General features: G+C 70.1%; 21 protein-coding genes. 11 read left to right on the forward strand and 10 right to left on the reverse strand.

The features are described from left to right. Nucleotide 1: 1 nt before the first annotated feature. Complete coding sequence (locus UG56_RS21685; protein WP_071327248.1) at nucleotides 2-1,273, forward strand: DUF58 domain-containing protein; 1,272 nt, start codon at nucleotides 2-4, stop codon at nucleotides 1,271-1,273. Further along, on the forward strand, nucleotides 1,270-3,519 hold the full coding sequence (locus tag UG56_RS21690) for a DUF3488 and transglutaminase-like domain-containing protein (protein ID WP_071327249.1): 2,250 nt from the start codon (nucleotides 1,270-1,272) through the stop codon (nucleotides 3,517-3,519). Before UG56_RS21685 ends, UG56_RS21690 begins: the two co-directional genes overlap by 4 nt. A gap of 1 nt (nucleotide 3,520) precedes the next feature. Here the strand turns inward: UG56_RS21690 and UG56_RS21695 are convergent, their stop codons facing one another. From UG56_RS21695 to UG56_RS21705, 3 genes are all read right to left on the reverse strand, one after another. Continuing rightward, a complete protein-coding gene (locus UG56_RS21695) occupies nucleotides 3,521-3,886 on the reverse strand; it encodes a PPOX class F420-dependent oxidoreductase (RefSeq protein WP_045547689.1) in 366 nt (121 codons plus the stop codon). A 33-nt stretch (nucleotides 3,887-3,919) separates the two neighbouring features. After that, nucleotides 3,920-5,434 carry an FAD-dependent oxidoreductase gene (locus UG56_RS21700; protein WP_045547690.1) on the reverse strand — a complete coding sequence of 505 codons (1,515 nt, stop codon included), beginning with the start codon at nucleotides 5,432-5,434 and terminating at the stop codon, nucleotides 3,920-3,922. A gap of 63 nt (nucleotides 5,435-5,497) precedes the next feature. Then, on the reverse strand, nucleotides 5,498-5,932 hold the full coding sequence (locus UG56_RS21705; protein ID WP_045547691.1) for a DUF4383 domain-containing protein: 435 nt from the start codon (nucleotides 5,930-5,932) through the stop codon (nucleotides 5,498-5,500). Nucleotides 5,933-6,043: 111 nt separating this feature from the next. On the opposite strand from UG56_RS21705, the gene UG56_RS21710 reads away from it, so the two are divergent. Further along, nucleotides 6,044-6,592 (forward strand): DinB family protein, encoded by a 549-nt coding sequence (locus UG56_RS21710; RefSeq protein WP_045547692.1) that lies wholly within the window; start codon nucleotides 6,044-6,046, stop codon nucleotides 6,590-6,592. After that, nucleotides 6,589-6,759: a VOC family protein gene (locus tag UG56_RS27650; RefSeq protein ID WP_177191527.1), complete on the forward strand. Its 171-nt coding sequence runs from the start codon at nucleotides 6,589-6,591 to the stop codon at nucleotides 6,757-6,759. Before UG56_RS21710 ends, UG56_RS27650 begins: the two co-directional genes overlap by 4 nt. Here the strand turns inward: UG56_RS27650 and UG56_RS21715 are convergent. Continuing rightward, on the reverse strand, nucleotides 6,740-7,921 hold the full coding sequence (locus UG56_RS21715) for a PucR family transcriptional regulator (RefSeq protein ID WP_084101408.1): 1,182 nt from the start codon (nucleotides 7,919-7,921) through the stop codon (nucleotides 6,740-6,742). The two genes, UG56_RS27650 and UG56_RS21715, sit on opposite strands and share 20 nt — an antisense overlap. 72 nt (nucleotides 7,922-7,993) lie before the next feature. On the opposite strand from UG56_RS21715, the gene UG56_RS21720 reads away from it, so the two are divergent. After that, nucleotides 7,994-9,154, forward strand: a complete 1,161-nt coding sequence (locus UG56_RS21720; RefSeq protein ID WP_045547693.1) for a ferredoxin reductase — start codon at nucleotides 7,994-7,996, stop codon at nucleotides 9,152-9,154. Nucleotides 9,155-9,183: 29 nt separating this feature from the next. After that, a complete protein-coding gene (locus UG56_RS21725) occupies nucleotides 9,184-10,434 on the forward strand; it encodes a fatty acid desaturase family protein (RefSeq protein WP_045547694.1) in 1,251 nt (416 codons plus the stop codon). A gap of 1 nt (nucleotide 10,435) precedes the next feature. On the opposite strand, the gene UG56_RS21730 is transcribed toward UG56_RS21725, so the two are convergent. Then, on the reverse strand, nucleotides 10,436-11,335 hold the full coding sequence (locus tag UG56_RS21730; protein WP_045547695.1) for an SDR family oxidoreductase: 900 nt from the start codon (nucleotides 11,333-11,335) through the stop codon (nucleotides 10,436-10,438). Nucleotides 11,336-11,411: 76 nt separating this feature from the next. Between UG56_RS21730 and UG56_RS21735 the strand changes: the two genes are divergently transcribed. Further along, nucleotides 11,412-11,975, forward strand: coding sequence for a TetR/AcrR family transcriptional regulator (locus tag UG56_RS21735; RefSeq protein ID WP_045547696.1), 564 nt, complete (start codon nucleotides 11,412-11,414; stop codon nucleotides 11,973-11,975). A gap of 95 nt (nucleotides 11,976-12,070) precedes the next feature. Further along, nucleotides 12,071-12,634, forward strand: a complete 564-nt coding sequence (locus UG56_RS21740) for a RipA family octameric membrane protein (RefSeq protein WP_052693289.1) — start codon at nucleotides 12,071-12,073, stop codon at nucleotides 12,632-12,634. Here UG56_RS21740 and UG56_RS21745 read toward each other — a convergent pair. Together UG56_RS21745 and UG56_RS21750 are read right to left on the reverse strand one after the other, a co-directional pair. Continuing rightward, on the reverse strand, nucleotides 12,631-13,344 hold the full coding sequence (locus UG56_RS21745; RefSeq protein ID WP_045547697.1) for a peptidase E: 714 nt from the start codon (nucleotides 13,342-13,344) through the stop codon (nucleotides 12,631-12,633). The genes UG56_RS21740 and UG56_RS21745 overlap by 4 nt on opposite strands. 84 nt (nucleotides 13,345-13,428) lie before the next feature. Then, on the reverse strand, nucleotides 13,429-16,494 hold the full coding sequence (locus UG56_RS21750) for a M4 family metallopeptidase (protein ID WP_052693291.1): 3,066 nt from the start codon (nucleotides 16,492-16,494) through the stop codon (nucleotides 13,429-13,431). 164 nt (nucleotides 16,495-16,658) lie between these two features. Here UG56_RS21750 and UG56_RS21755 point away from each other — a divergent pair, with 164 nt between their 5' ends. Further along, nucleotides 16,659-16,958 carry a WhiB family transcriptional regulator gene (locus tag UG56_RS21755; protein ID WP_045547698.1) on the forward strand — a complete coding sequence of 100 codons (300 nt, stop codon included), beginning with the start codon at nucleotides 16,659-16,661 and terminating at the stop codon, nucleotides 16,956-16,958. Here the strand turns inward: UG56_RS21755 and UG56_RS21760 are convergent. Next, nucleotides 16,955-17,836: a sigma-70 family RNA polymerase sigma factor gene (locus UG56_RS21760; protein WP_045547699.1), complete on the reverse strand. Its 882-nt coding sequence runs from the start codon at nucleotides 17,834-17,836 to the stop codon at nucleotides 16,955-16,957. The two genes, UG56_RS21755 and UG56_RS21760, sit on opposite strands and share 4 nt — an antisense overlap. Before the next feature lie 147 nt (nucleotides 17,837-17,983). On the opposite strand from UG56_RS21760, the gene UG56_RS21765 reads away from it, so the two are divergent. Then, nucleotides 17,984-18,448: a carboxymuconolactone decarboxylase family protein gene (locus UG56_RS21765; protein ID WP_045547700.1), complete on the forward strand. Its 465-nt coding sequence runs from the start codon at nucleotides 17,984-17,986 to the stop codon at nucleotides 18,446-18,448. A 104-nt stretch (nucleotides 18,449-18,552) separates the two neighbouring features. Here the strand turns inward: UG56_RS21765 and pgm are convergent, their stop codons facing one another. Then, nucleotides 18,553-20,202 (reverse strand): phosphoglucomutase (alpha-D-glucose-1,6-bisphosphate-dependent), encoded by a 1,650-nt coding sequence (gene pgm, locus UG56_RS21770; protein WP_045547701.1) that lies wholly within the window; start codon nucleotides 20,200-20,202, stop codon nucleotides 18,553-18,555. A gap of 38 nt (nucleotides 20,203-20,240) precedes the next feature. Here pgm and UG56_RS21775 point away from each other — a divergent pair, with 38 nt between their 5' ends. After that, nucleotides 20,241-21,032 carry a crotonase/enoyl-CoA hydratase family protein gene (locus UG56_RS21775; RefSeq protein WP_045547702.1) on the forward strand — a complete coding sequence of 264 codons (792 nt, stop codon included), beginning with the start codon at nucleotides 20,241-20,243 and terminating at the stop codon, nucleotides 21,030-21,032. Here the strand turns inward: UG56_RS21775 and UG56_RS21780 are convergent. Further along, nucleotides 21,014-21,841, reverse strand: a complete 828-nt coding sequence (locus UG56_RS21780) for a hypothetical protein (RefSeq protein ID WP_045547703.1) — start codon at nucleotides 21,839-21,841, stop codon at nucleotides 21,014-21,016. The two genes, UG56_RS21775 and UG56_RS21780, sit on opposite strands and share 19 nt — an antisense overlap. Between the last annotated feature and the right edge of the window lie 14 nt (nucleotides 21,842-21,855).

Below are 21,855 nucleotides of genomic sequence, written 5' to 3' on the forward strand. Positions count from 1 at the left end.
GATGAGCAGGCTCAGTGTCCGCAACCTCGTTGCTGACCTGCGGGAACGATCAGCCCCGGTAGCCTCCGGGGCCGGTTCGGCCTACTCGTTCGTCGCCGACCGGGTCCGTCCGTGGTTCGGCACGGTGACCTCGATCGGCTGGGGCGTGCTGCTCCTCGGCGCACTGGCCTGGGTCGCCGCGACCGCGCTCGGCTGGATCGAGGCGGCCGTGGTGGCGATGGCGGCGCTCTTCCTCCTGATCGGTGCGGCCTTCTTCATGATCGGGCGCACCCGGCTCGCGGTCGCGACCGTGGTCGAGCCGCCGCGCGTCGCCGTCGGCCAGGCGCTGACCGGCGAGCTGCGGGCCCGCAACGAGGCGCGCGGCCCGCTCGTCTCGACGAGCCTGGAGTTCCCGATCGGGGCAGGTGGGGTGACGTACGACCTGCCGATGCTGCTCCCGGGAGCCGAGCACACCGAGCTCTTCGTGGTGCCGACCCAGCGCCGCGGCGTGATCGACGTCGGCCCCGTCCGGACCGTACGCGGCGACCCGCTCGGTCTCTTCCGGCGCGTGCAGGAGTGGACCGACCGCACCGAGGTGTTCGTCCACCCGCGCACCACCCACCTGGAGCCCTTCGGGGTCGGTCTCGTCCGTGACCTCGAGGGCTCGACGGCACAGAACACCTCGATGAGCGACCTGGCCTTCCACGCCCTGCGCGAGTACGTCCCCGGCGACGACCTGCGCCACATCCACTGGCGCTCCTCGGCACGCCACGGCCAGCTGCTGGTGCGCCAGTTCCTCGACACCCGCCGCTCCCACATCGTCGTCATCGTCGACTCCTCGCCGATGTCCTACGACTCCGAGGACGAGTACGAGACCGCGATGTCGATCGCGGGCTCCCTGCTCCGTCGCGGGATCCTGGACGAGTTCGACGTCTCGTTCGCGACCGGCGACGTACTCATGGTGCGGGCCACCGCGGCGAGCGGGGGAGGGCGTACGGCCCTCGACGCCTGCTCCCGGGCGACCCCGCAGCACACCAGCCTGATCGAGATCACCGCCGAGGCCGCCCGGCAGGCGCCGGACGCCTCGCTGGTGATGCTGGTGACCGGGCGCTACCCGGAGTTCGTCACGCTGCAGCGCGCCGCCGGGCAGTTCTCGGTCGACGCCACCACCGTCGCCGTGCGGGTCGACTCCTCGCAGCGCGCCGGCTTCAAGGCGATCGCCGACCTGCCCATGATCACCCTGCCCGATCTGGACCAGCTGCCGGTCGTGCTGTCGAAGGGCCTGTCCGGATGAAGATGACGAAGCACTACGCCGTCGACGGCGTCCTCCTCTTCCTGCTCGGCACCATCGCCTTCCTCGGCTTCGACGACACCTACGCCGGCTGGACCTACCTCATCGCCGGTGTCGCCGGGCTGCTGCTCGGGATCCTCATCGCCTTCGTCGGCCGCGGCCAGCCGGTCGTCGTGCTGGCGGTCGGGCTCCTCGCCGCCTTCTTCGTGCTCGGCGGCGCGGTCGCGCTGCACGGAATCGGCGACCTCTCGTTCCTGCCGGTCCCGGACACGATCGGCACGCTCGCCGACAACTCGGTGCACGGCTGGAAGCGACTGCTGACCACGCTGCCGCCGGTCGACGGCGGGGCGCTGCTGACGATCCCCTACATCCTCGGCCTGGTCGCCGGCTGCCTCGGCTTCGCGCTCGCGGTGCGGGTCAAGGCGGCCCTGCCGCCCGTGCTCGTCGCGTTCGCGCTGATGGCCGGAGTGATCCTGCTCGGCGTACAGGACCCGTCCAAGACCGCCCTGCTCGGCGCGCTCTTCGGAGCGCTCGCGATCACCTGGCTCTGCATCCGAGGGATGCGGGCCCGTGCCCTCGCCGCCGCCGGCGGCGGCCGCCGGATCTCACGGACCGCGATCGGGGCCGCGCTGTGCCTCGGCGCCGCCGGGCTGGCGTTCCTCGCCGGGCCGCTGCTGCCCGGTCTCGCGCCCGAGCGCACCGTGCTGCGCGGCGAGATCGAGCCGCCCTTCAACGTCGGGCAGTACCCCTCGCCGCTGGCCGGCTTCCGGGTCTACACCAAGGGCTACCAGACGCCGGAGGACGACCGCCGACTCTACGAGAAGGACCTGTTCACCGTCTCGGGTCTGCCCGAGGGCACCCGGATCCGGGTCGCCGCGATGGATTCGTACGACGGCACCGTCTGGCGCGCGGCCAACGACTCCGGCGAGACCGAAGGCCCCGAGGACACCTTCCAGAAGATCAGCTCGACGCTGCGCAACCCGCTCGCCGACGGCAAGCAGGTGCGCGGCACGATCACGATCGGCGACGACTTCGGCGGCGTCTGGGTGCCGCTGCCGACCGCGCTCACCCACATCTCCTTCGACGGCCCCGACTCCGACTCGTTCCGCTACAACCTGGCCACCTCGACCGGCGTCCTGCCGACCGCGCTGAAGCCCGGCGACTCCTACTCGTTCACCGCCTCGGTCACCGACGAGAACGTGAGCAAGAAGAGCGAGGTGTGGTCCGGCGGGTCGCCGATCGGCGACGAGGCCGCCCAGTTCCAGGCGCTCGCCGCCGAGTACGCCGGTGGTGGCGACTCTCCGATCACCAACGCCCTGGCGGTGGCCGCGAAGCTGAAGGAGGAGGGCACCTACACGGACGGGGAGCCGCCCAACCAGCAGTACCCGGCCGGCCACTCGCTGCGCCGCCTCGCCGACTTCACCGCCAAGGGTGGCCAGCTCGCCGGCAACGACGAGCAGTACGCCGCGCTGATGGCGATCCTCGCCAACCAGGTCGGCGTCCCGGCCCGGGTGGTCCTTGGGGCCGTCGTCGGCTCCGACGGTGTGGTCCAGGGCAAGGACATGCATGCCTGGGTCGAGCTTCGGATGTCGGACGGGTCCTGGGCGACCCTGGACTGGTCCGAGTTCATGAACACCGAGAAGCCGCCCCAGCAGAACGCCCCTCAGCCCGAGGAGCTCGTCACCGGCAAGGTCGTGCCGCCGCCGGCCCCGGTGCGCCCGCCCGCGACCTCCGGGGACCCCCTGGACGAGTCGGTCAACCAGAAGGCCAACTCGCGCCCCGACGGCTTCACGCTGCCCGGATGGCTGGTCGCCGTCTTCACGTACGTCGGTATCCCGGTGCTGCTCGTCGCGGCCCTGTGCGGGGCGATCATCGGCGCCAAGATCTGGCGCAGGCATCGCCGGCGGACGCGGGGCACTCCGGTCGCCCGTCTCTCCGGTGGCTGGCGAGAGACCCTCGACCATGCCCGTGACTTCGGGGTCCGCGTACCTGTCGGGGCGACGCGTCGCGAGCAGGCGTCCGTGCTGGCCACCTCGCCGGGCATGGACGGTGCCCCCGGGCTGGCGCTGCTCACCGACACCACGATGTTCGGCGAGACCGGTCCGGACGACGCCGAGGTGGCCGCGTTCTGGGAGCAGGTCGGCACGCTTCGCTCGTCGGTCTCCGACTCGCGCACCCGGTGGCAGCGCATCCGGGCGGCCGTCAACCCGCTCTCGCTGGTGCCCGCACGGCTGTGGCGGAAGCGCTGACTCAGTCGCCGAGGCCGTAGTCCCTGATCCACTCCGGGGTGATCCGGATGATCTCGCGGGACATCCCGCGCATCGGCGGATCGACGTCCGTGAGTGCCTCGGCGGTCCCGCGGATCTCGATCATCCGTGGCTTCCACGGGTCGGTGGACTCGAGGTCGTCGACCACGAAGGCCACCTGGGCATGCTTCTGGGCGTTCCTGAACTTCCGGGACCTGCCCATCTGGTGGCCGCCGATGACGATCCGGTGCTCCTCGTCGATCTTGAACCCGACAGGGTTGTTCTGGAGGCCGCCGTCGGGGGCCAGGGTGGCGAGCCTGCCCAGGAGCTGGGTGCGCAGATAGCGGAGCTGGGTGTCGGTGAACCTCATGACCTCAGCATCGATCCTCGAGCCGGGTTGAGGTCAACCCCGCGTGTCCGTGGTCGGTCGGCCGAGCGGCCGGACGGCGGGCCCGTCGAGGACGGAGCCGTCGGGGGAGAACCGGGAGCCGTGGCAGGTGCAGTCCCAGCTGGTCTCGGCGGGATTCCAGTGCAGCGGGCAACCGAGATGGCTGCACCGGGGGCTCACCGTGTGCAGGGCGCCCGCGGAGTCGCGATAGCCGCCGACGGTGTGGCCGCCGATGTCGACGAGCCCGCCTTCGCCCGGGCGCAGCTCGGCGGCCGGGCGGGCATCGGGGTCGTGGCGACGGCCCGCGACGAGCTCCTGGCCCACCTTGAGGTTGTCCTTGATGAGGCGGCCGACGGTCCGGACGCCGCCGATACGGCCGGCGTCGAACGTCGGGAGCCACGGGTTGTCGTTGCCGGCGAGAAGGTCGGCCAGCATCATGGCGGCCGCGGTTCCGCTGCTCAGGCCCCACTTCTGGAAGCCGGTGGCCACCAGGACCTGCTCGCTCGTCGGCGAGTGGCCGACATAGGGAACGCGGTCCGGGGTGAGGTAGTCCTGGGACGACCACCGGTAGTCGACCGCCTCGACGTCGAAGGTGGCGCGCGTCCAGGCCTCGAGGTCCGCGTACATCGCCTCGGTGTCGGACTCGGCGCCGGTCTCGTGGCCGTTGCCGACCACGATCAGGCCGTTCGGGCCGGGGTCGAGCCACGGCCGGGTCGAGCGGCTGGGTGTGTCGATGCTGATCGCCATGCTGGTCGGGGCCGCGCCGTGCAGGCGGACCGCCAACCCGTAGGAGCGTGAGGGTCTGGTGCGCGCGAAGTATCCGCCGAGCAGCCCGGGCGGGAGCAGCGTGGCGACGACCACCTGGTGGGCGACCACCTTCCCGGTGGGAGTGGTGAGCTCGACCGTACGATCACGCTGCTCGTCGATGGAGGTGACCCGGGTGCCCTCGAAGATCGGTCCTCCGGCCGCGGTGAACGCGGCAGCCAGGCCCGCCAGATACCTGCCGGGATGGAAGTGGATCTGGTCGTCGAACACGACCCCCGCCTCGACGTCGAACGGCAGGTCGGTCCGGTCGGCCACCCGTGCCGGCAGCCCGAGCCGAGCCGCAGCCTTGACCTCGTCCTCGATCTGCGACCGCTGTTCCGGCAACCGGGTGTAGGTGAGCGCCGGGGCGCGGGTCAGGTCACACTCGATCCGCAGCTCCGCGGCGAGGTCGGCGACCTGCTCGACCCCGGCCCGCTGCGCGTCCGCGTAGCGGCGCGCGCCGTCGTCCCCGTGCCGATCGACCAGGTCGGCGTAGATCAGCCCGTGCTGCGCGGTCACCTTCCCGGTGGTGTACCCGGTGGTGCCGGCCCCCACGGTCGCCGCCTCCAGCACCGCGACCCGCAGGCCGCGTCGCTGCGCGAGCAGCGCGGTCGTCAAGCCGACGATGCCACCACCCACCACGGCGACATCGACCTCGAGCTCCGTGTCCAGGGCGGCTGACCGCGGCATCTCTGCCGTGGCCAGCCACACGCTCCTGCGTTCCATCACGTACGTCCTCTCCGGCGACGTCCGGGCGGACCCGCGAGCGCCTTCCCCGGGACGGGGCGGTCAGGGTGCCAGGTGTTCTCCGGTGTGCGGCGTCCGTCCCAGCGCGAGGCCGAGGGCGATCATGCCGGCGCCGAGGATCAGGTGGAGCCAGTTGTCGGCGTCGTCGAGCGGCACGAAGTTCGCGGCGCTCTGATGGTCGATGGCGAGGCCGTAGATCCACAGCACGAGGTAGATCGCCCCGCCGCCGATCAGGAAGGCGCGGGCTCCGTTCCACGTGGTGGCCAGCACGAGGCCGGCGATCCCGAACAGCAGATGCACGATGTTGTGCAGGATCGACACCTGGAAGATGCCGAGGAGCTGGGCGTTGGACTCGTGGCCGGCGAAGGTCATCGAGTCATAGTCGGTGGTGATTCCCGGGATGAACCCGAGGACACCGACGAGCAGGAAGGTCCCGCCCACGACGGTCGCTGCGGTCTGCAGCGTCGTCGCGGTCATGGACCGGTATGCAGTGGCGTCAGTCATGGCTGGGGTGGTACCCCGTTTAACCGATCACCATGCCGCAGTAGCGGAAGACGTACGTCCGGAACCCGGCCTACCGTGGGCCACATGACGATCATCGACCCCACCCAGCCGCTCGAGATGACCCCGGTCATGGACGAGACCGGGACCCTGCTCAGCACGCTCGACCGGATCCGGCGCACGTTCGCCTGGAAGTGCGGCGGGCTGACCGACGAGCAGCTGCGCCAGCGGCTCGAGCCGTCCCGGATCACCCTCGGCTGGCTCCTCAAGCACCTCGCGTTCTGCGAGGACCACTACTTCACCGCGGTCCTCGCCGACAACGGCTACCCGGACGTCTGGGCGTCCTACGGCCCGGGGGAGGAGGGCTGGGACTGGAAGACCGAGGCCGAGGACACCGCCGACGGGTTGATGGCCCTGTGGGAGGGAGCGGTCGCCCGATCGCGTCGCTCGATCGCGGAAGCCCTGGCCAAGGACGGGATGGACACGCTCGCGACCAACGCCGAATGGGGCGTCGAGGCCAACGCCCGCCGCTACATCGCCGACATGATCGAGGAGTACGCCCGCCACACCGGCCACGCCGACCTCATCCGCGAGTCCATCGACGGCCTCGTCGGCGAGGATCCGCGGGATGGGTGAGTGACGTGGCGGGAATCAGGGGCGCCACGGGCTGGATCGGCGTGAACCTCGCCTGCACGGACCCGCCCGCGCTCGCCAGGTTCTACGCGCAGCTGTTCGGCTGGGAGGTCAGCAGCTCCGAGCCGACGTACGCCATGACCCAGCAGGTCAGCCCAGGGCGACCGTGAGGGCGAGGAGAGTCGCGGGGTCGTCGAGCCGGTCCCCGTACGCCTCGCGCAGCTGTCCCATCCGATAGCGGACGGTCTGGGGGTGGATGAAGAGCTCGGCGGCGACCTCGTCGCGCCGGCCCTGGTGGAGGAGCCAGGAGCGGAGGGTCTCGGTGAGCTTCTCGGCGGTGGCGGGGCGCAGCTCGGCCAGCGGGGCGAGGACCTGGGCGCGGAGGTCCTCGCGGGCGTCGATGTCGGCGGAGAGGACCAGCTCGACGAGGTGCTGCTCGGTATCGGAGCCGAGGCCGGCGACGTGAGCGCGCCGGGTGCGCTCGTAGGAGATCCGGGCTTCGCGCCACGGCTTGGCCGGCCCGACGACGGCCCGGCGCCCCTCCAGCGCCTTCATCAGCGCCCGGCGCCGGCGGCCGTGGGCGTCGGGGACGAGCAGCAGGGTGTGGTCGTCGAGGTCGGTCAGATCGTCGTGCTCCAGCGTCGCCTGGTTGACCTTGGCGAGGATGCTGCCGACCTGGGAGTTGGGGACGAGCACGGCCGTGAGCGTGCTCGGTGGGGTCCACTCGGCACGGACCGCCGCGTCGTCGAGTTCCTCGGGGCTCGCGCCGGCCAGCAGCTGCCGGGCGAGCCGTTCGCGCAGCTGCCGCTGCACCCGGCCGGTGGTGGCGCGTTCGTCGGCGTGCCCGGCGGCGGAGGCCTCGGAGATCTCGTCGATCCAGGCGAAGACCAGCGCCGCGAACTCGACCAGCCCTTCCGGCGCCATGCCGCCCTCGACCGCCTTTCTGGAGAGCTCGCGCCAGGCGACCCGGGCGCCGATGCGGTACGCCGCCAGCAGCGCCTCGGTCGTCCGGCCCGAACGGGCCTCTCCGCGCCCCAGCCCGTAGGCGCCTTCGAGGGCCGGGGGAGTGGCGGTGGCCACCTCGGCCGGAAGCTCGTCCACCGAGGCCAGCGACAGGAACCCGCCCAGCGCGATGCCCACGGCCGTACGGATCGTCTCGCCCATCGGGCCCGAGAAGGCGTCGCGATAGGCCGGCACCTCGGCGGTGATCGCCGCCACGACGTCCTCGCTGACGCGGGGCAGCACCTCCCGGATCGAGGCGACGATCTCGGGCGTCAGATGGACGTCATAAGACGAAAGTGTCAGGGCATCTCGGGAACTTTTGTTCGTCACGTATAAATCCACCTATCAGATTCACGTCGCTGACACAGGAGTTTACCTCGCACAAATAGCATCATGGAAAGCATGGTTGAGATCTCCACATCCCCCGCCCTGTTCGCCCCGGGCGAGGCCAGGCGACCCGCATGGCGGGCGCGGCTCTCGCGCAAGGCGTGGGGGGTCGCCGAGAAGATCGCCACGCCCCTGGCGCCGGCCGACTACCTGGACATGTTCAACCCGCTCCGCCCCGGCGCTGACCTGCGCGGACGCGTCGTGAAGGTGACTCCGGAGACCGCCGACGCGGCCACGATCGAGATCAAGCCCGGTGCCGACTGGGCGGGCCACACGCCCGGTCAGTACGTCCGCGTGGGCGTCGACGTCAACGGCGTACGCCACTGGCGGGCCTACTCGCTGACCCACGGGCCCCGCAAGGACGGCCTGATCTCGATCACCGTCAAGGCCGTGCCCGACGGCAAGGTCTCCAGCCACCTGGTGCGCCGCCTGCGCCCGGGCAAGATCGTCCACCTCGAGCAGGCCGCCGGCGACTTCGTGCTGCCCAGCGACCTGCGCGGCCACAAGTTCCTGATGGTCACCGCCGGCTCCGGCGTGACCCCGGTCATCGGGATGCTGCGCAACCTCTTCCCGGTCACCGACGAGGGTGTCGTCGAGCACCAGCGTCTCGACGTCACCGTGGTCCACCTCGCACCGAGCCGCCCCGACTCGATCTTCATCCGCAACCTCGAGTCGCTCCACGAGGCCGGCGCGATCCGCCTCGTCACCCGCTACACCGGCTCCGAGGGCCGCCTCGACATCGACACCCTGACCGAGCTCGTCCCCGACCTGAAGGAGCGGAAGGCCTACGCCTGCGGGCCGGCCGGGCTCCTCGACAACCTCCAGGCCTGGTACGACGCGGAGGGCCTGCCGCTCCAGACCGAGCAGTTCCGCCTGGCCACGGTCGTGACCGGCGAGGGTGGCACGCTCACCTTCACCGGCAAGACCGTCGACGCACCTGGTGACAAGCCGATCCTCGACGCGGCCGAAGAGGCCGGCGTCCTCATGCCGAGCGGCTGCCGTATGGGCATCTGCTTCGGCTGCGTGCTCCCGATGAAGGAGGGCGCCGTGCGCGACCTCCGCAACGGCGAGCTCACCGTCGCCCGGCCGGGTGAGACCGGCCCCGAAGGGGTACCGATCCAGACCTGCATCTCCGCCGCCGCCGGCGAGTGCGTCATCGACCACCCCGCCTCCTGAACCCCCACAAGACGAGAAGTGAGACAGCCATGACCATCGCACCTGACGCCCCGGCCTACACCGGCCCGATCGCCCACCTCACCCGCGAGGACATCGAGCAGCTCGGCCGCGAGCTCGACGCCATCCGCCAAGAGGTCATCGACACCCGCGGGGAGCGGGACGCTGCCTACATCCACAAGGTCATCAAGGTCCAGCGCTCGCTGGAGCTCGGCTCCCGCGCCGTCCTGCTCGCGAGCATCTTCCCGCCGGCGTTCGTCGTCGGCACCGTCGGTCTCTCGATCGCCAAGATCCTGGACAACATGGAGATCGGCCACAACATCATGCACGGCCAGTGGGACTGGATGCGTGACCCGAAGATCCACTCCACCGTGTGGGAGTGGGACAACGCCTCGACGAGCGAGGGCTGGAAGCACTCCCACAACGAGCTGCACCACACCTACACGAACATCGTCGGCAAGGACAATGACCTCGGCTGGGGCATCATGCGCGTCGACGAGGAGCAGCGCTGGACACCGGCGAGCCTGTTCCAGCCCGCGATGAACTTCCTCAACATGTGCATCTTCGAGTACGGGATCGCGATGTACGACCTCGAGCTCGGCCGGGTGATCCGGCAGAAGAAGAAGGGCCGCCGCCCGTCCGCCGAGTGGCAGATCGCGGCGAAGAAGACGCTCGCCAAGATCCGCCGCCAGGCGTTCAAGGACTACGTCGCCCACCCGCTCGTCTCGATGGTCACCCTCTCCGGTCCGACCACGCTGCTGGCCAACCTGACCGCCAACTTCGTCCGCAACGTCTGGACCCACTCGGTGATCATGTGCGGCCACTTCCCGGAGGGCGTGGAGACCTTCGAGCTCAAGGACATCCCGGAGAACGAGAGCCGCGGTGAGTGGTACGTCCGGCAGATGCTCGGCTCGGCCAACATCTCCGGCTCGAAGTTCCTGCACGTGATGACCGGCAACCTGTCCCACCAGATCGAGCACCACATCTTCCCGGACCTGCCCTCGAACCGCTACGCCGAGATCGCGCCGAAGGTCCGCGCGCTCTTCGACAAGTACGGCCTCAACTACCACACCGCGCCGATGCCGCAGCAGGTCGCTTCGGCGTGGCACAAGGTGCTGCGCCTCTCGCTGCCCAACGGCTTCCTCGAGTCCACCACGGTGCGCAACGCGCCGTCGCAGCTCGTCAAGCTCGTCAAGGCGGTCCGCGGCGACACCCGTACGCGACGCCGGCTCCTCAAGGAGTTCGAGGCCGCCGGCGCCGCCTCGGTCGGCAAGGCCATCTGACTCAGGCGTCGTAGGCGCCGGCCGCGATGTCCTCGAGCAGCGTGGGCATGGTCGGTTCCCAGCCGAGCAGACGACGGGTCTGCTCGGCGGACGCCCAGGCGTCGAAGCCGAAGAAGTTGCTGAGCCAGCCGAAGTGGGCCTCGGCGTCCGCCGGGTCGATCGAGGCCGTGGGCAGCTCGAGACGGCGGCCGATCGCCTCGGCGATCTCGCGGGTGGGGATGCCCTCCTCGGCCACCGCGTGGGCACGGAAGCCCGCCGGCGCCTTCTCCAGCGCGAGCCGGACCATGCGGGCCGCGTCGGTGCGGTGCACGGCCGGCCACCGGTTCTGGCCGTCGCCGATGTAGCCGGCGACGCCGTGCTGCCGGGCGATGGATGACAGGACCGCGACGAAGCCGTGGTCACCGCCCTCGCCGTGGACCGAGGCCGCGAAGCGGAGCGCCACGGGACGTACGCCTCGGTCAGCGTAGCCGAGCGCGAGGTTCTCGCTGCCGCCGCGCATCGAGTCGCGGCCGTGGTTGGGGTTGGCGTCGTCCTCGGTGAACGGCTGCCCGGTGACGTCGCTGATCAGTCCCGAGGCGAGCAGGAACGGCTTCCCGCTCCCCTCGATCGCGGTGAGCATGGCCTCGACCGTCGCGTTCTCGGTGTGGCCGGCTCCCGCGTAGTCGCTGAAGTCGTGCTTGAAGGCCAGGTGGATCACGCCGTCGGACGCCTTCGCGGCGGTGGCGAGCGTGTCGGGGTCGTCGAGCGAGCCGCGGTGGACGGTCACGCCCTTGGCCTCGAGAGCGGCGGCGCTCTCGTCGGAGCGGGCCAGGCCCGTGACGGCATAGCCGTGAGCGAGCAGCTCGTCGGTGACCGCCGAGCCGATCCAGCCCGAGGCTCCGGTGATGAAGATGTTCGTCATGCTTCCTCCTATGTCAGTTACTGACATCAACCGTAGCAGATGATGTCATGAACTGACATCACGCTAGGATGGGCCCATGGCGAGATGGGAGCCGGACGCGCGTGGTCGGATGCTGACCGCTGCCCTCGAGCTGTTCGCCGAGAAGGGCTACGACGGCACGACCGCCGGTGACATCGCTGCCCGGGCCGGGGTCACCGAGCGCACCTTCTTCCGCCACTTCGCCGACAAGCGCGAGGTGCTCTTCGCCAACCCCAACTCCCTCGACGAGATGGTCGTCAAGGCGATCGCTGCCGCCGACGAGCAGGCGACCCCGCTCGAGATGGTGATCGGCGGCGTACGCGCGGCGGCGGTGGGGCTCGCGGAGGCACGCACCCGCGAGCAGGCCGCCCAGCGGTCCCGGATCGTCGAGGCGACCCCGGCCCTCCAGGAGCGTGAGCTGCTCAAGATGGCCGCCATGACGGCCGCTGCGCAGGCCGCGCTCGCCGAGCGTGGCGTGGGGGAGCCGACCGCCGCGATGGCCGCCTACGGCGGCGTCGCGGTCTTCCAGACGGCTTTCTCCCGGTGGGTGTCCGGTGCCACCGACCTCGGCCTTCCCGAGTGCGTCGACGAGGCTGCCGCGACGCTGCGGGCCCTGACCTAGGAACGGCCGCCGGTGAACACCTCGGTCACACCTGCGCCACGGTGACGAATGTCGTATGGACATCACTCGCCCGGACCGGTAGACAACTAGGCACTATGGAGAACCAGTTGATTCCCGGAGCCGAGTCGCAGACCGTGGTGCGCAGCTATGTGACCGCCAACCAGCCGAACCCGTCGGCGCTCGCCGAGGGTCTGTGGGTGCTGCCTCCCGACGTGCTCTCCAGCGGTGACCGCGCGGTGCTCTTCGACCAGTACAAGCTCTACGTCGCCGAGGCCGAGCGGCTCAGCGTGAGGCGCACGATCACCAGCGCGTTCTTCCTGATCCTCAACATCGGCGTCCTGGTCGCCGGCACCGCCCTCCTGGCCCACGCTCCCGAGCGCCCCTGGCTGTTCACGGTCGCGCTGATCGCCGCCCTCGGCCTCTGCCTCGGCTGGTTCTGGATCATCCGGTCCTACCGGCAGATGGCGGGCGGGAAATACAGCGTCATCTCCCACCTCGAGAAGCAGCTGCCGGCAGCGCCCGGCGTCGCGGAGTGGTCGGCCGTCGGCCTCGGTCGCGACAGCTCGCGCTACCTGCCGATGAGCAACATCGAGGTGTGGGCGCCCGCGCTCTTCGCCTTCTGCCACGTCGCGACGTACGTCCTGCTCTACCTGCCCTAGCCGAGAACCCTGACCTCGAGCGGGGTCTCGCCGTCCGGTCCGACGGCGTAGGCGACGCCGTCGGGCCGCTCGCTGAGCACCTCGACCAGCTCGCCATCGCGCCACAGCAGCGCGACGCCGTCATCGGCCGCGTAGCCCGCGGGCAGCGCCCCGGAGCCGACGAACCGGACGTACGTCTCCCGCCGGTCGGCCTCGCCGAGGTAGTGCGGGCAGAACGAGCCGGGGAGGAAGCCCAGGCCGTCGGGGAGCGGCGCGGTGGGGCCGAAGGAGTCGGTCGAGGAGGCCTCGTACCAGCAGTTGGCCCCCGCCGAGATCCCCGCCAGGATCGTCCCGCCGGCGGCGGCCTTCTCGAGCAGCGCCGGCAGGCCGTGCAGCCGCCACACCGCCAGCAGATTGGCCGTGGACCCGCCGCCGACGTAGACGATGTCCTGGTCGAGCAGCTGCTCGAGGTCGTCGATCGGGAGCTCGTGCCCCTCGGGCGCCTTGTTGAACAGCGACAGCACCCTCGCCTCGGCACGGTCGGCGTACGCCGCGAGGAACTTGTCGTGATAGCTGTCCGCGTCGCCGCTCGCGGTCCCGATGAAGCAGACCTTGGGCCGCTCCTTGCCGCTCAGGCGGCCGAGCTCGGCGTCGAGAGGTGAGAAGTCCCGGCCGTGCACGTCGGGCATCGAGAAGCCGCCACCGCCGAGGGTCAGGATCGTTCCGCGCATGGGGTGAGTGTAGGGACACAGAAGGCCCCGCCGGGGCGGCCACGGTGAGGTGGCGGGCCGGCGGGGCCTCTGACGGTGTGACGGCTACCTGACAGTGACGGTCACCGTGTCGGTGATCGCCTCGTTCCTCCGGTCACCCGAGTAGGCCACCTCGTAGGTGTGCGTGCCTCGGAGCGCCCGGAAGGTCGCCTCCTCCCTCTTCAGGGTGAAGCGGCCGACGCGGATGCCGTGCTCCTTGACGACGATCTCGCCGGTGGCGCGCTCGCCGTCGACGGTGATCTCGACCTTGCCGCGCTTGGGCGAGGTGGCGGAGATCTCCGGGACCGCCTTCTCGGTGCAGTAGCTCACCTTGACGTTGTCGACGGCCCAGCCCCGGGCGCCGCCACAGCCGTCACGACCGAAGTCGAAGCGGAACTGCACGGTGTCGCCCGCGGCCGCGACGGAGTCGAGCTTCACGATGGTGGTGCCCCACTTACCGGTGAAGCTGTTGCCGTCGGATCCGGTCCAGGCCGGCTCGCCCTCCATGTAGCCGCTGTCGGCGCTCATCGTGCCGCCCGGTGCGTTGAAGGCGTACGCGGCCTGGTCGACGAGCTTGAACTCGCCGCCGTTGACCGAGACCTTGACGTTGCCACCGTCATAGCCCCACTCGGTCAGGACCGAGTGGTCGAAGCTGAACCGTGGCGAGAGGCCCTTGGGCACCGTGAGGGCCGGGCTGATCAGGCCGTTCCGGCTGGTGATGTCACCCGTGGCGGAGCCACAGGAACCCTCGTTGGGGTCGGGGGCGAACGCGACACCGGTGGCGTTGTCCTCGACGTCGCTGGCCGCCTCCCAGGGGTAGTCGTTGCCGGGCACGCCGGCCTCGGCGTCCTGGGTCCAACCGGCCAGACCGTCCTCGAAGTCCTCGGTGTAGGTGGTGACCTCGTTGGTGCCCTCGCCACAGAGCGCGGGGGTGTTCGGGTCGAGCATCGGGCCGAAGTTGCACTGGGCCGGCTCCTTGGTGAGCTCGGTGGCCGTGTTGGCCGCCGCGACCGACGCGCAGTCGTCGGCCGTGATCGGCTCCAGAGCCGGGGCTACGGCCTCGCCACCCGGGGTCTCGCCGCCGCCGGCCTGCGGGGTCGAGGTGCCCAGGGTGAGCTTCTTGAGCGTCGTCACACCCATCAGGTCGGCGCAGGAGGAGACCATCGCCTGGGCGAACTCGGGGAAGCCCGAGGTCGGCGTCAGGTAGTTGGTCTGGGCGTGCCAGATCAGGTTGGCCGCCTTGTCCAGGCCGATGCCCGCCACGTTGACGTCGTTGTAGGAGCCACCGTCCACGAGCAGGGCGTAGTGGTGGTTGATGACGCCCGAGTTGGTGTGGACGCCGCCGGAGTCGGTGGCACCGTCGCAGTGGTACTCCGCGTCGGAGACCTTGCCCGGGTCGCCGTAGCAGGTCGGGTTCCACATGTCGCGGATCGCGCCGCCGAAGGCGGTCGAGTCCTCACCCATCAGCCAGCGTACGGAGTCGTCCTTGGTGCTGGTCGAGGCGTCCTTGATGGTGATGTTGACCGTCGAGGTGGCGCTCTTGATCTTCTGGCCGGTGGCGAAGTCGGTCGTCGCGCCGTAGATGCTGGAGTTGCCGGAGATCGAGCCGATCGGCTGGCCCTGCAGGAAGCCGATCACGATGCCCTTGGCACCCGCCGCGTTCGCGTTCGCGACCTTGGTGGCGAAGGAGCAGACGCCGCGGTCGACGTAGACGAACTTGCCGGCCAGGTCGGCCGCGTTGGTGAACGCGCCACAGCCGTTGGTCGGGCTGCCGTCGGCCGGGTCGTCCTGACCCACGACGATGTCGGAGGTCACGCCCGAGGTCGGGTAGACCGGGCCGAAGTTGGCCGCGGCCGCCGGGCAGCCGCCCGCGATGTCGGCGGGGGAGTTGATCGTCAGCTCGATCGCCCCACGCGTCGACGAGGAGCAGTGGCCGTCGGTGCGGTCGACGTCGTCGGTGGTGTTCTCACGCGCGTTGAGGAAGTCGACCGTGTTGCCCCACATGTCGGAGTACGCCTCGTTGAGCGCACCCGGCTGCCACTGGTAGATCAGGCCGGAGGTGTATTCGGTGTAGGCGTGACCCCACTCGTGGGCCACCACGTCGTCGGAGGTGACGCCGGAGCAGTAGTTGGTGGTCTCGCCGTTCCAGTTGGCGTTCGGGCACGAGATCGCCGGGTCGTTGTTGACCGTGACCATCTTGGCGCCGTTGCCGTCGTAGGAGTCGCGGCCGAAGGTGTTCTTGTAGAGCCAGTAGGACTCGCCGGTGGTGGCGACCTCGTTGGCCTGGTCCTTGTCGAGCGTGCCCGGGAAGGCGTCGTTCTCGCGCCAGACGGTGGCGTCGTCGGTGGTGTCGCCGGTGTTGTGCTTCTCGATCAGCTCACGGTCGGTCGCGTTGTCGATCATCGAGTAGCGGTTGACCGGCTTGCCGGTGGCGGCGTCGAGCACGAGCGTCTCGCGCACGGTGGACTTGTTGGACACCTCGATGACCCAGGCGAGCAGGCTCTTGCCGCTCACGCCCTGGGCGGCGCCCATGCGGTAGATGTTGAGGTCGGCCTTGACGACCTCGAGGCCGCTCGTGTCGATCTTGCTGTCGACGGGGGCCTCCGCCGGCTTCGCCTTCACCAGCTGGAGCGCCTTGGCGGTGGCCTTCTCCTTCGACCACTTCGGGGTCGTGCTGAGGTCGAGGTTCGGGGCGGCGAAGCCGTTGACCGAGGTGAGGTCGCCGGACTTGTCGACGTGGGCCTTGAGGACGCCGCCGAAGACCGGCACGCCCTGGTAGGCCTGCTCGAACTCGACCGTCCAGCCGGCCGGGGTCGTGCTCACCTTCGACTGGTCGAGCTGGCCGGCCTTCGCGCCGAAGACCGAGGCGTACTCGTCGAGGTAGGCGCGCGCCTTCGCGGCGGCTTCGGACTTGGTGTCGGCGGCGACACGGGGCAGCAGGTCGCCCTTGGTGGACACGAAGCCGAGCAGGCCGGTGGCGCCCTCCTTCTTGAGGGTGACGGTCTGGTCGGCCGTGGCCTTGAGCTTGTCGATGCCGCTGGGATCCGGTTTCGCAGCGACCGCGGCGACCGGTGTGATCACCAGGCTCGCCGCGACGAGTGCAAGGCTGATTCCCTGCATTCCGAGCTTCACGGGTTGCTCCTCTCGGGGACTCGCCGCGTCAGGTCGCGGCGTTTCGCATCGTAGAGAGATTTGCGCCGAAGAGAGGTGCAAACACGAATCACGAGTCCGAAACGATTCATCCTCGGGCAATCCTCAAGGGGAGGGCCTCAGGGGAGATCTAAGGTAGTTTCCCGATGTGCGGGCCTACCTCAGGCGCAGATTCTCGAGGGGTGCCCTTGGAGATCATCCCGCCTTTGTACGCCGCCGGCCTGCCGTGCCACGGAGACGACTCTGCGTTGTGGTTCTCAGAGTCCCCCGCCGCCCTCGAGGTGGCCAAAGATCGCTGTCTCGACTGCCCGGTCATGCGCGAGTGCCTCTCGGGTGCTCTCGCGCGCTCTGAGCCATGGGGTGTCTGGGGCGGCGAGATCGTCGAGCGCGGCCAGGTGGTCACCCACAAGCGCGGCCGCGGCCGACCCCGCCGCCAGGCCGCCTAGGCGTGCGCCGACTCCAGCCCCAGGCTCGCGGCGAGCTTCGCGACCTGGGCGGGGGCGGCGTACGCCTCGATCTCGGTGATCCTGCCGTCGACCACGGTGAAGGCCATGACGCTGAAGAGCTTCCCGTGGAAGGTGATCGCGACACCTGCGGCGCCGTTGACGAGGGCAGCGTGGGTGACGCGGTCGGCGTGGGCGTACATGACGGCGTTGCCCGCCACCTTCGCGGCGCCCCGGTAGGTGGTGATCCCGGAGCCGAGATCGGCCCGCAGGACCACGTCGGGGTGGAGTGCACCGATCAGCCGGTCCAGGTCGCCGTCCTGCGCGGCGGCGAAGAACGCGTCGACGACCTCGCGCTGCGCGGCGACGTCGCTCTGGGGCGTACGTCCTCGGACCCGGCGCCGCGCCCGGCTCGCGAGCTGACGGGTCGAGTCCGAGGAGCGGTCGAGCATCGTCGCGATCTCGTCGAAGGGCACGGCGAAGAGATCATGGAGTACGAAGGCCAGCCGCTCGTCCGGGGAGAGCTGGTCGAGCACCACCAGGAGAGCGAGGCTGACCGAGTCGGCGAGCATGGCGCGCTCGGCCGGGTCCTGGGTAGTGCCGTCGTCGAGGACGACCGTGGGGTCGGGCAGCCGGTCCTCGATCGAGACCTCGCCGCGGGTCTTGCGTGAGCGAAGCATGTTGAGCGAGACGCGTGCCACCACCGTCGTCAGCCACGCGCCGACGTTGTCGATCTCATCGGTCTCGCTCCGGCTCAGCCGGAGCCAGGCATCCTGCACGGCGTCCTCGGCCTCCGAGGTGGAACCGAGCATCCGGTAGGCCACCCCGTACAAGTGCTGCCGCTCCTGCTCGAAGCGCTCGGCCAGCCACTCCTGCTGCATCGTCCGTCCTCCGGATCTGTGGGTCTCGGGGTAGGTCGTCCCCTATGGACCCGACACGTGAAGCAGACCAGATGTGACCGATCCGGGCGAAGAATTTTTTCTTTCGCAGATCTGTCACATCTCCTCGGCCGGGCGGGTCGAGAGGGCATGAGCAACCGAATGAAGAACCCCGCAGAAGTCATCCCGCAGGCCTACAAGGGCATCGGCAACCTCCTCGCCGCTGTCGCCGACGGCGGCCTCCCCGAGACCACGACCGAGCTGATCGCCATGCGAGTCAGCTCGCTCAACGGCTGCGCCGCCTGCCTCCAGGGCCACGCCGTCCGCGTGGAGGAGGTCGGTCTCCCGATCGAGAAGATCGTCGGCCTCGCGGCCTACCGCGAGTCGCCGTTCTTCAGCGAGGCCGAGAAGGCGGCCCTCGCGCTGGCCGACGCCGTCACCCGCCTCGCCGACTCCGAGGACGCCGTGCCCGACGAGCTCTGGCGCGAGGTCACCAAGCACTACGACGAGAGGCAGACCGCCGCGCTGATCCTCTGCATCGCCACCCACAACCTCTTCAACCGGGTCAACGTGACGGTGCGTGAGGACGCCGAGAATCCCTTCTGGATGCGCTGACCAGCCGGGCCCGCGCCGGCTGTAACACGTTGTTCGTCGGACTATCCGGTCGCTCTCATAGGGCGAGTAGTCCTACGAACGACGTGTTACACGTTCGGGAAGCGCTAGCTCAACGCCACCGTGACGACGGCCTTGGCCTCCTCCTGGACCTTCGTCAGGTGGTCGGCGCCGCGGAACGACTCGGCGTAGATCTTGTAGACGTCCTCGGTCCCCGACGGGCGGGCGGCGAACCAGGCCGACTCGGTGGTCACCTTGAGTCCACCGATGGCCGCGCCGTTGCCGGGGGCCTCGGTGAGCTTGGCGGTGATCTCCTCGCCGGCCAGGGTCGTCGCGGTGACCGCGTCGGGGGAGAGGGCCGCGAGCTTCGCCTTCTCCTCGCGAGTGGCAGGGGCGTCGATGCGTGCGTACGCCGGGGTTCCGTGCTCCGCGACCAGCTCGGCGTAGCGCTGGGACGGTGACTTCCCGGTGCGCGCGAGGATCTCGGAGGCGAGCAGGGACAGGATGATGCCGTCCTTGTCGGTGGTCCACACGGTGCCGTCGAAGCGCAGGAACGAGGCCCCGGCCGACTCCTCGCCACCGAAGCCGAACGAGCCGTCGATCAGCCCCGGCACGAACCACTTGAACCCGACCGGCACCTCGACCAGCGGCTTGCCGAGCGCGCCGGCGACCCGGTCGATCATCGAGGACGAGACCAGGGTCTTGCCGATCCGCGCGGTGGCGGGCCAGCCCGGACGGGCGCCGCCGAAGAGGTGGTCGATCGCGACCGCGAGGAAGTGGTTGGGGTTCATCAGCCCGGCGTCGCGGGTCACGATGCCGTGCCGATCGGAGTCGGCGTCGTTGCCGGTGGCGATGTCGAACTCCGGGGTGCTCTCCAGGAACCGCACCAGCTCGGCCATCGCGCTGGGGGAGGAGCAGTCCATCCGGATCTTGCCGTCCCAGTCCAGCGGCATGAACCGCCAGGTCGGGTCGACCAGCTCGTTGACCACGTTGAGGTCGATCTTGTGACGCTCGGCGATCTCGCCCCAGTAGGCGACCGAGGCCCCGCCCAGCGGGTCCGCCGCGATCCGGACCCCGGCGTCGCGGATGGCGGCCAGGTCGACCACGGTGGGCAGGTCGTCGACGTAGGTGCCCAGGAAGTCGTACGTCTCGGCCTGCCGCCGCGCGGCCGCGAACGGCACGCGCTTGACGCCGGCCAGACCGGCCCGGATCAGCTCGTTGGCACGGGCGGCGATGACCTTGGTGGCGTCGGAGTCGGCGGGGCCGCCGTGGGGCGGGTTGTACTTGAAGCCGCCGTCGGACGGCGGGTTGTGCGAGGGCGTGACGACGATCCCGTCGGCCAGGCCGGAGCCCGACAGCCGCCCGGCGTTGGCGCGAAGGATCGCGTGCGAGACCGCCGGGGTGGGCGTGTAGCCGTCGCGATCGTCCACAAGGACGCGTACGTCGTTGGCGACCAGCACCTCCAGCGCGCTCGCCCACGCGGGCTCGGAGAGGCCGTGGGTGTCGCGCCCGATGAACAGCGGCCCGTCGATCCCCTGCGAGGTCCGGTAGTCGACGATCGCCTGGGTGGTGGCCAGGATGTGCGTCTCGTTGAACGCCGAGTTGAGCGAGGACCCTCGATGCCCCGACGTACCGAACACGACCTGCTGGGCCGGATCCTCCGGATCGGGCTGCAGGTTGTAGTAGGAGGCGACCAGGTGAGGTACGTCGACCAGGTCGGCGGGCGTAGCGAGCGTTCCAGCGCGTGGGTCAGCCATGTGTCCCATCATGCCTACTGCCCCGTAGTCTTCTCCCCATGCCCCTCGTCACCACCGAAATCAGCGACGGCATCGCCCAGGTGCGTCTCAACCGCCCGGACAAGCTCAACGCGCTGACCCTCGAGCTGCTCCAGGAGCTGGTCGACACCGCCAAGCGGCTCGGCAAGGACCACGACCTGCGTGCGGTGGTCATCGCCGGTGAGGGCGACGCGTTCACCGCCGGTCTCGACTTCGCCTCGGTCCTGCGTGACCCGAAGAAGATCGTCGGCGCGTTCATCCCGGTGCCCTTCCGCGGCACCAACCTCTTCCAGGAGTCGGTCTGGGCGTGGCGCCGGCTGCCGGTCCCGGTGATCGCGGCCGTCCACGGCCACTGCCTCGGTGGCGGCGTACAGATCGCCCTCGGTGCCGACTTCCGCATCGCCGAGCCCGACTCGCAGTGGTCGGTCCTCGAGGGCAAGTGGGGCATCATCCCCGACATGACCGGCATCCGGTCGCTCTCCGAGGTCGTCGGCATCGACACCGCCAAGAAGCTCACCATGACCGCCGAGCAGTTCTCCGGCGAGCGCGCCTACGAGCTGGGTCTGGTCACCGAGCTCTCCGCCGACCCGGTGGCCACCGCGACGGCCTTCGCCCGCAAGCTCTCCGAACGCTCCCCGGACCAGCTCGCCGCCGCCAAGCGCCTCTTCAACGACACCTGGTACGCCCCCATCAAGCGCACCTTCTCCCGCGAGCGCATCGAGCAGCTCCGCCTCCTCTTCGGCGAGAACACCAAGATCGCCCGCGAGGCCGCCTTCAAGCGCGAGAAGCCGACCTACAAGCCCCGCCGCTGACCCTCCTCAGCCGAGGCGTCACCCCCGTCGGCCGAGGCGTCAGCCAGGTCGGCCGAGACGTCACTCGCGTCGGCCGAGACGTCATCCGCTGCCTTCTCGGCCGACGTACGTGACTTCTCGGCCGACGTACCTGACGCCTCGGCCTGCGCGGCGGACGCCTCGGCGTGCTTGCGGCGGCGCTTGATCTCGCCCTGGGCGAGGACGAAGGCGAGGATGACGGGCCAGACGTATTTCAGGTGGCTGGCGATCCATGTCACCCAGTCGGGGAGCTGGACCTCGGGCAGGTCCGGCCAGGGGATCGACGGCCACGGGACGCTGGGGAGATCGGGGAGCGGCAGGTCGGGGAGGTTCGGCAGGTTCGGGAGCGGGATGTGCGGCAGCGAGATCCGGGCGAGGATCCACGCGACGACCGCCGCGGCGACGATACCGGCGACCACGCCCGCGGCGCCGCCGAGGGTCTCGATGAGCGCATAGCGCTTCGGGTGGTCGATCACCCGGCGTTCGTACGCAGCAGCCCGTGACCCCGGCTCCGGAGTCAGGTCGGCGCCGCCGATGCCGGCCATCCCGGCCAGGTCCTCGCCGGGCGCGAAGTAGGTCGCCCGACGTGGGGTACCGAGCGCGGAGTGGATCACGAGCAGGCTCCCGTGCGTCTTGGTCTCGAGCCGTGCCCGGTCGTCGGCGGTCTTCCGGGTGAGGACCTCCTCGCCGTCGACGGTCCACACGAACGTACGGATGAAGTCGCCGGTCACCTCGAGTCGGTGGGTGTGCCCGGCGATCGTCCGCGACCAGATCTGGACCTTCGTGCTCACCCTGGTGAATCTAG

This window comes from Nocardioides luteus, assembly GCF_000960475.2.
Taxonomy (GTDB): Bacteria; Actinomycetota; Actinomycetes; order Propionibacteriales; family Nocardioidaceae; genus Nocardioides; species Nocardioides luteus_A.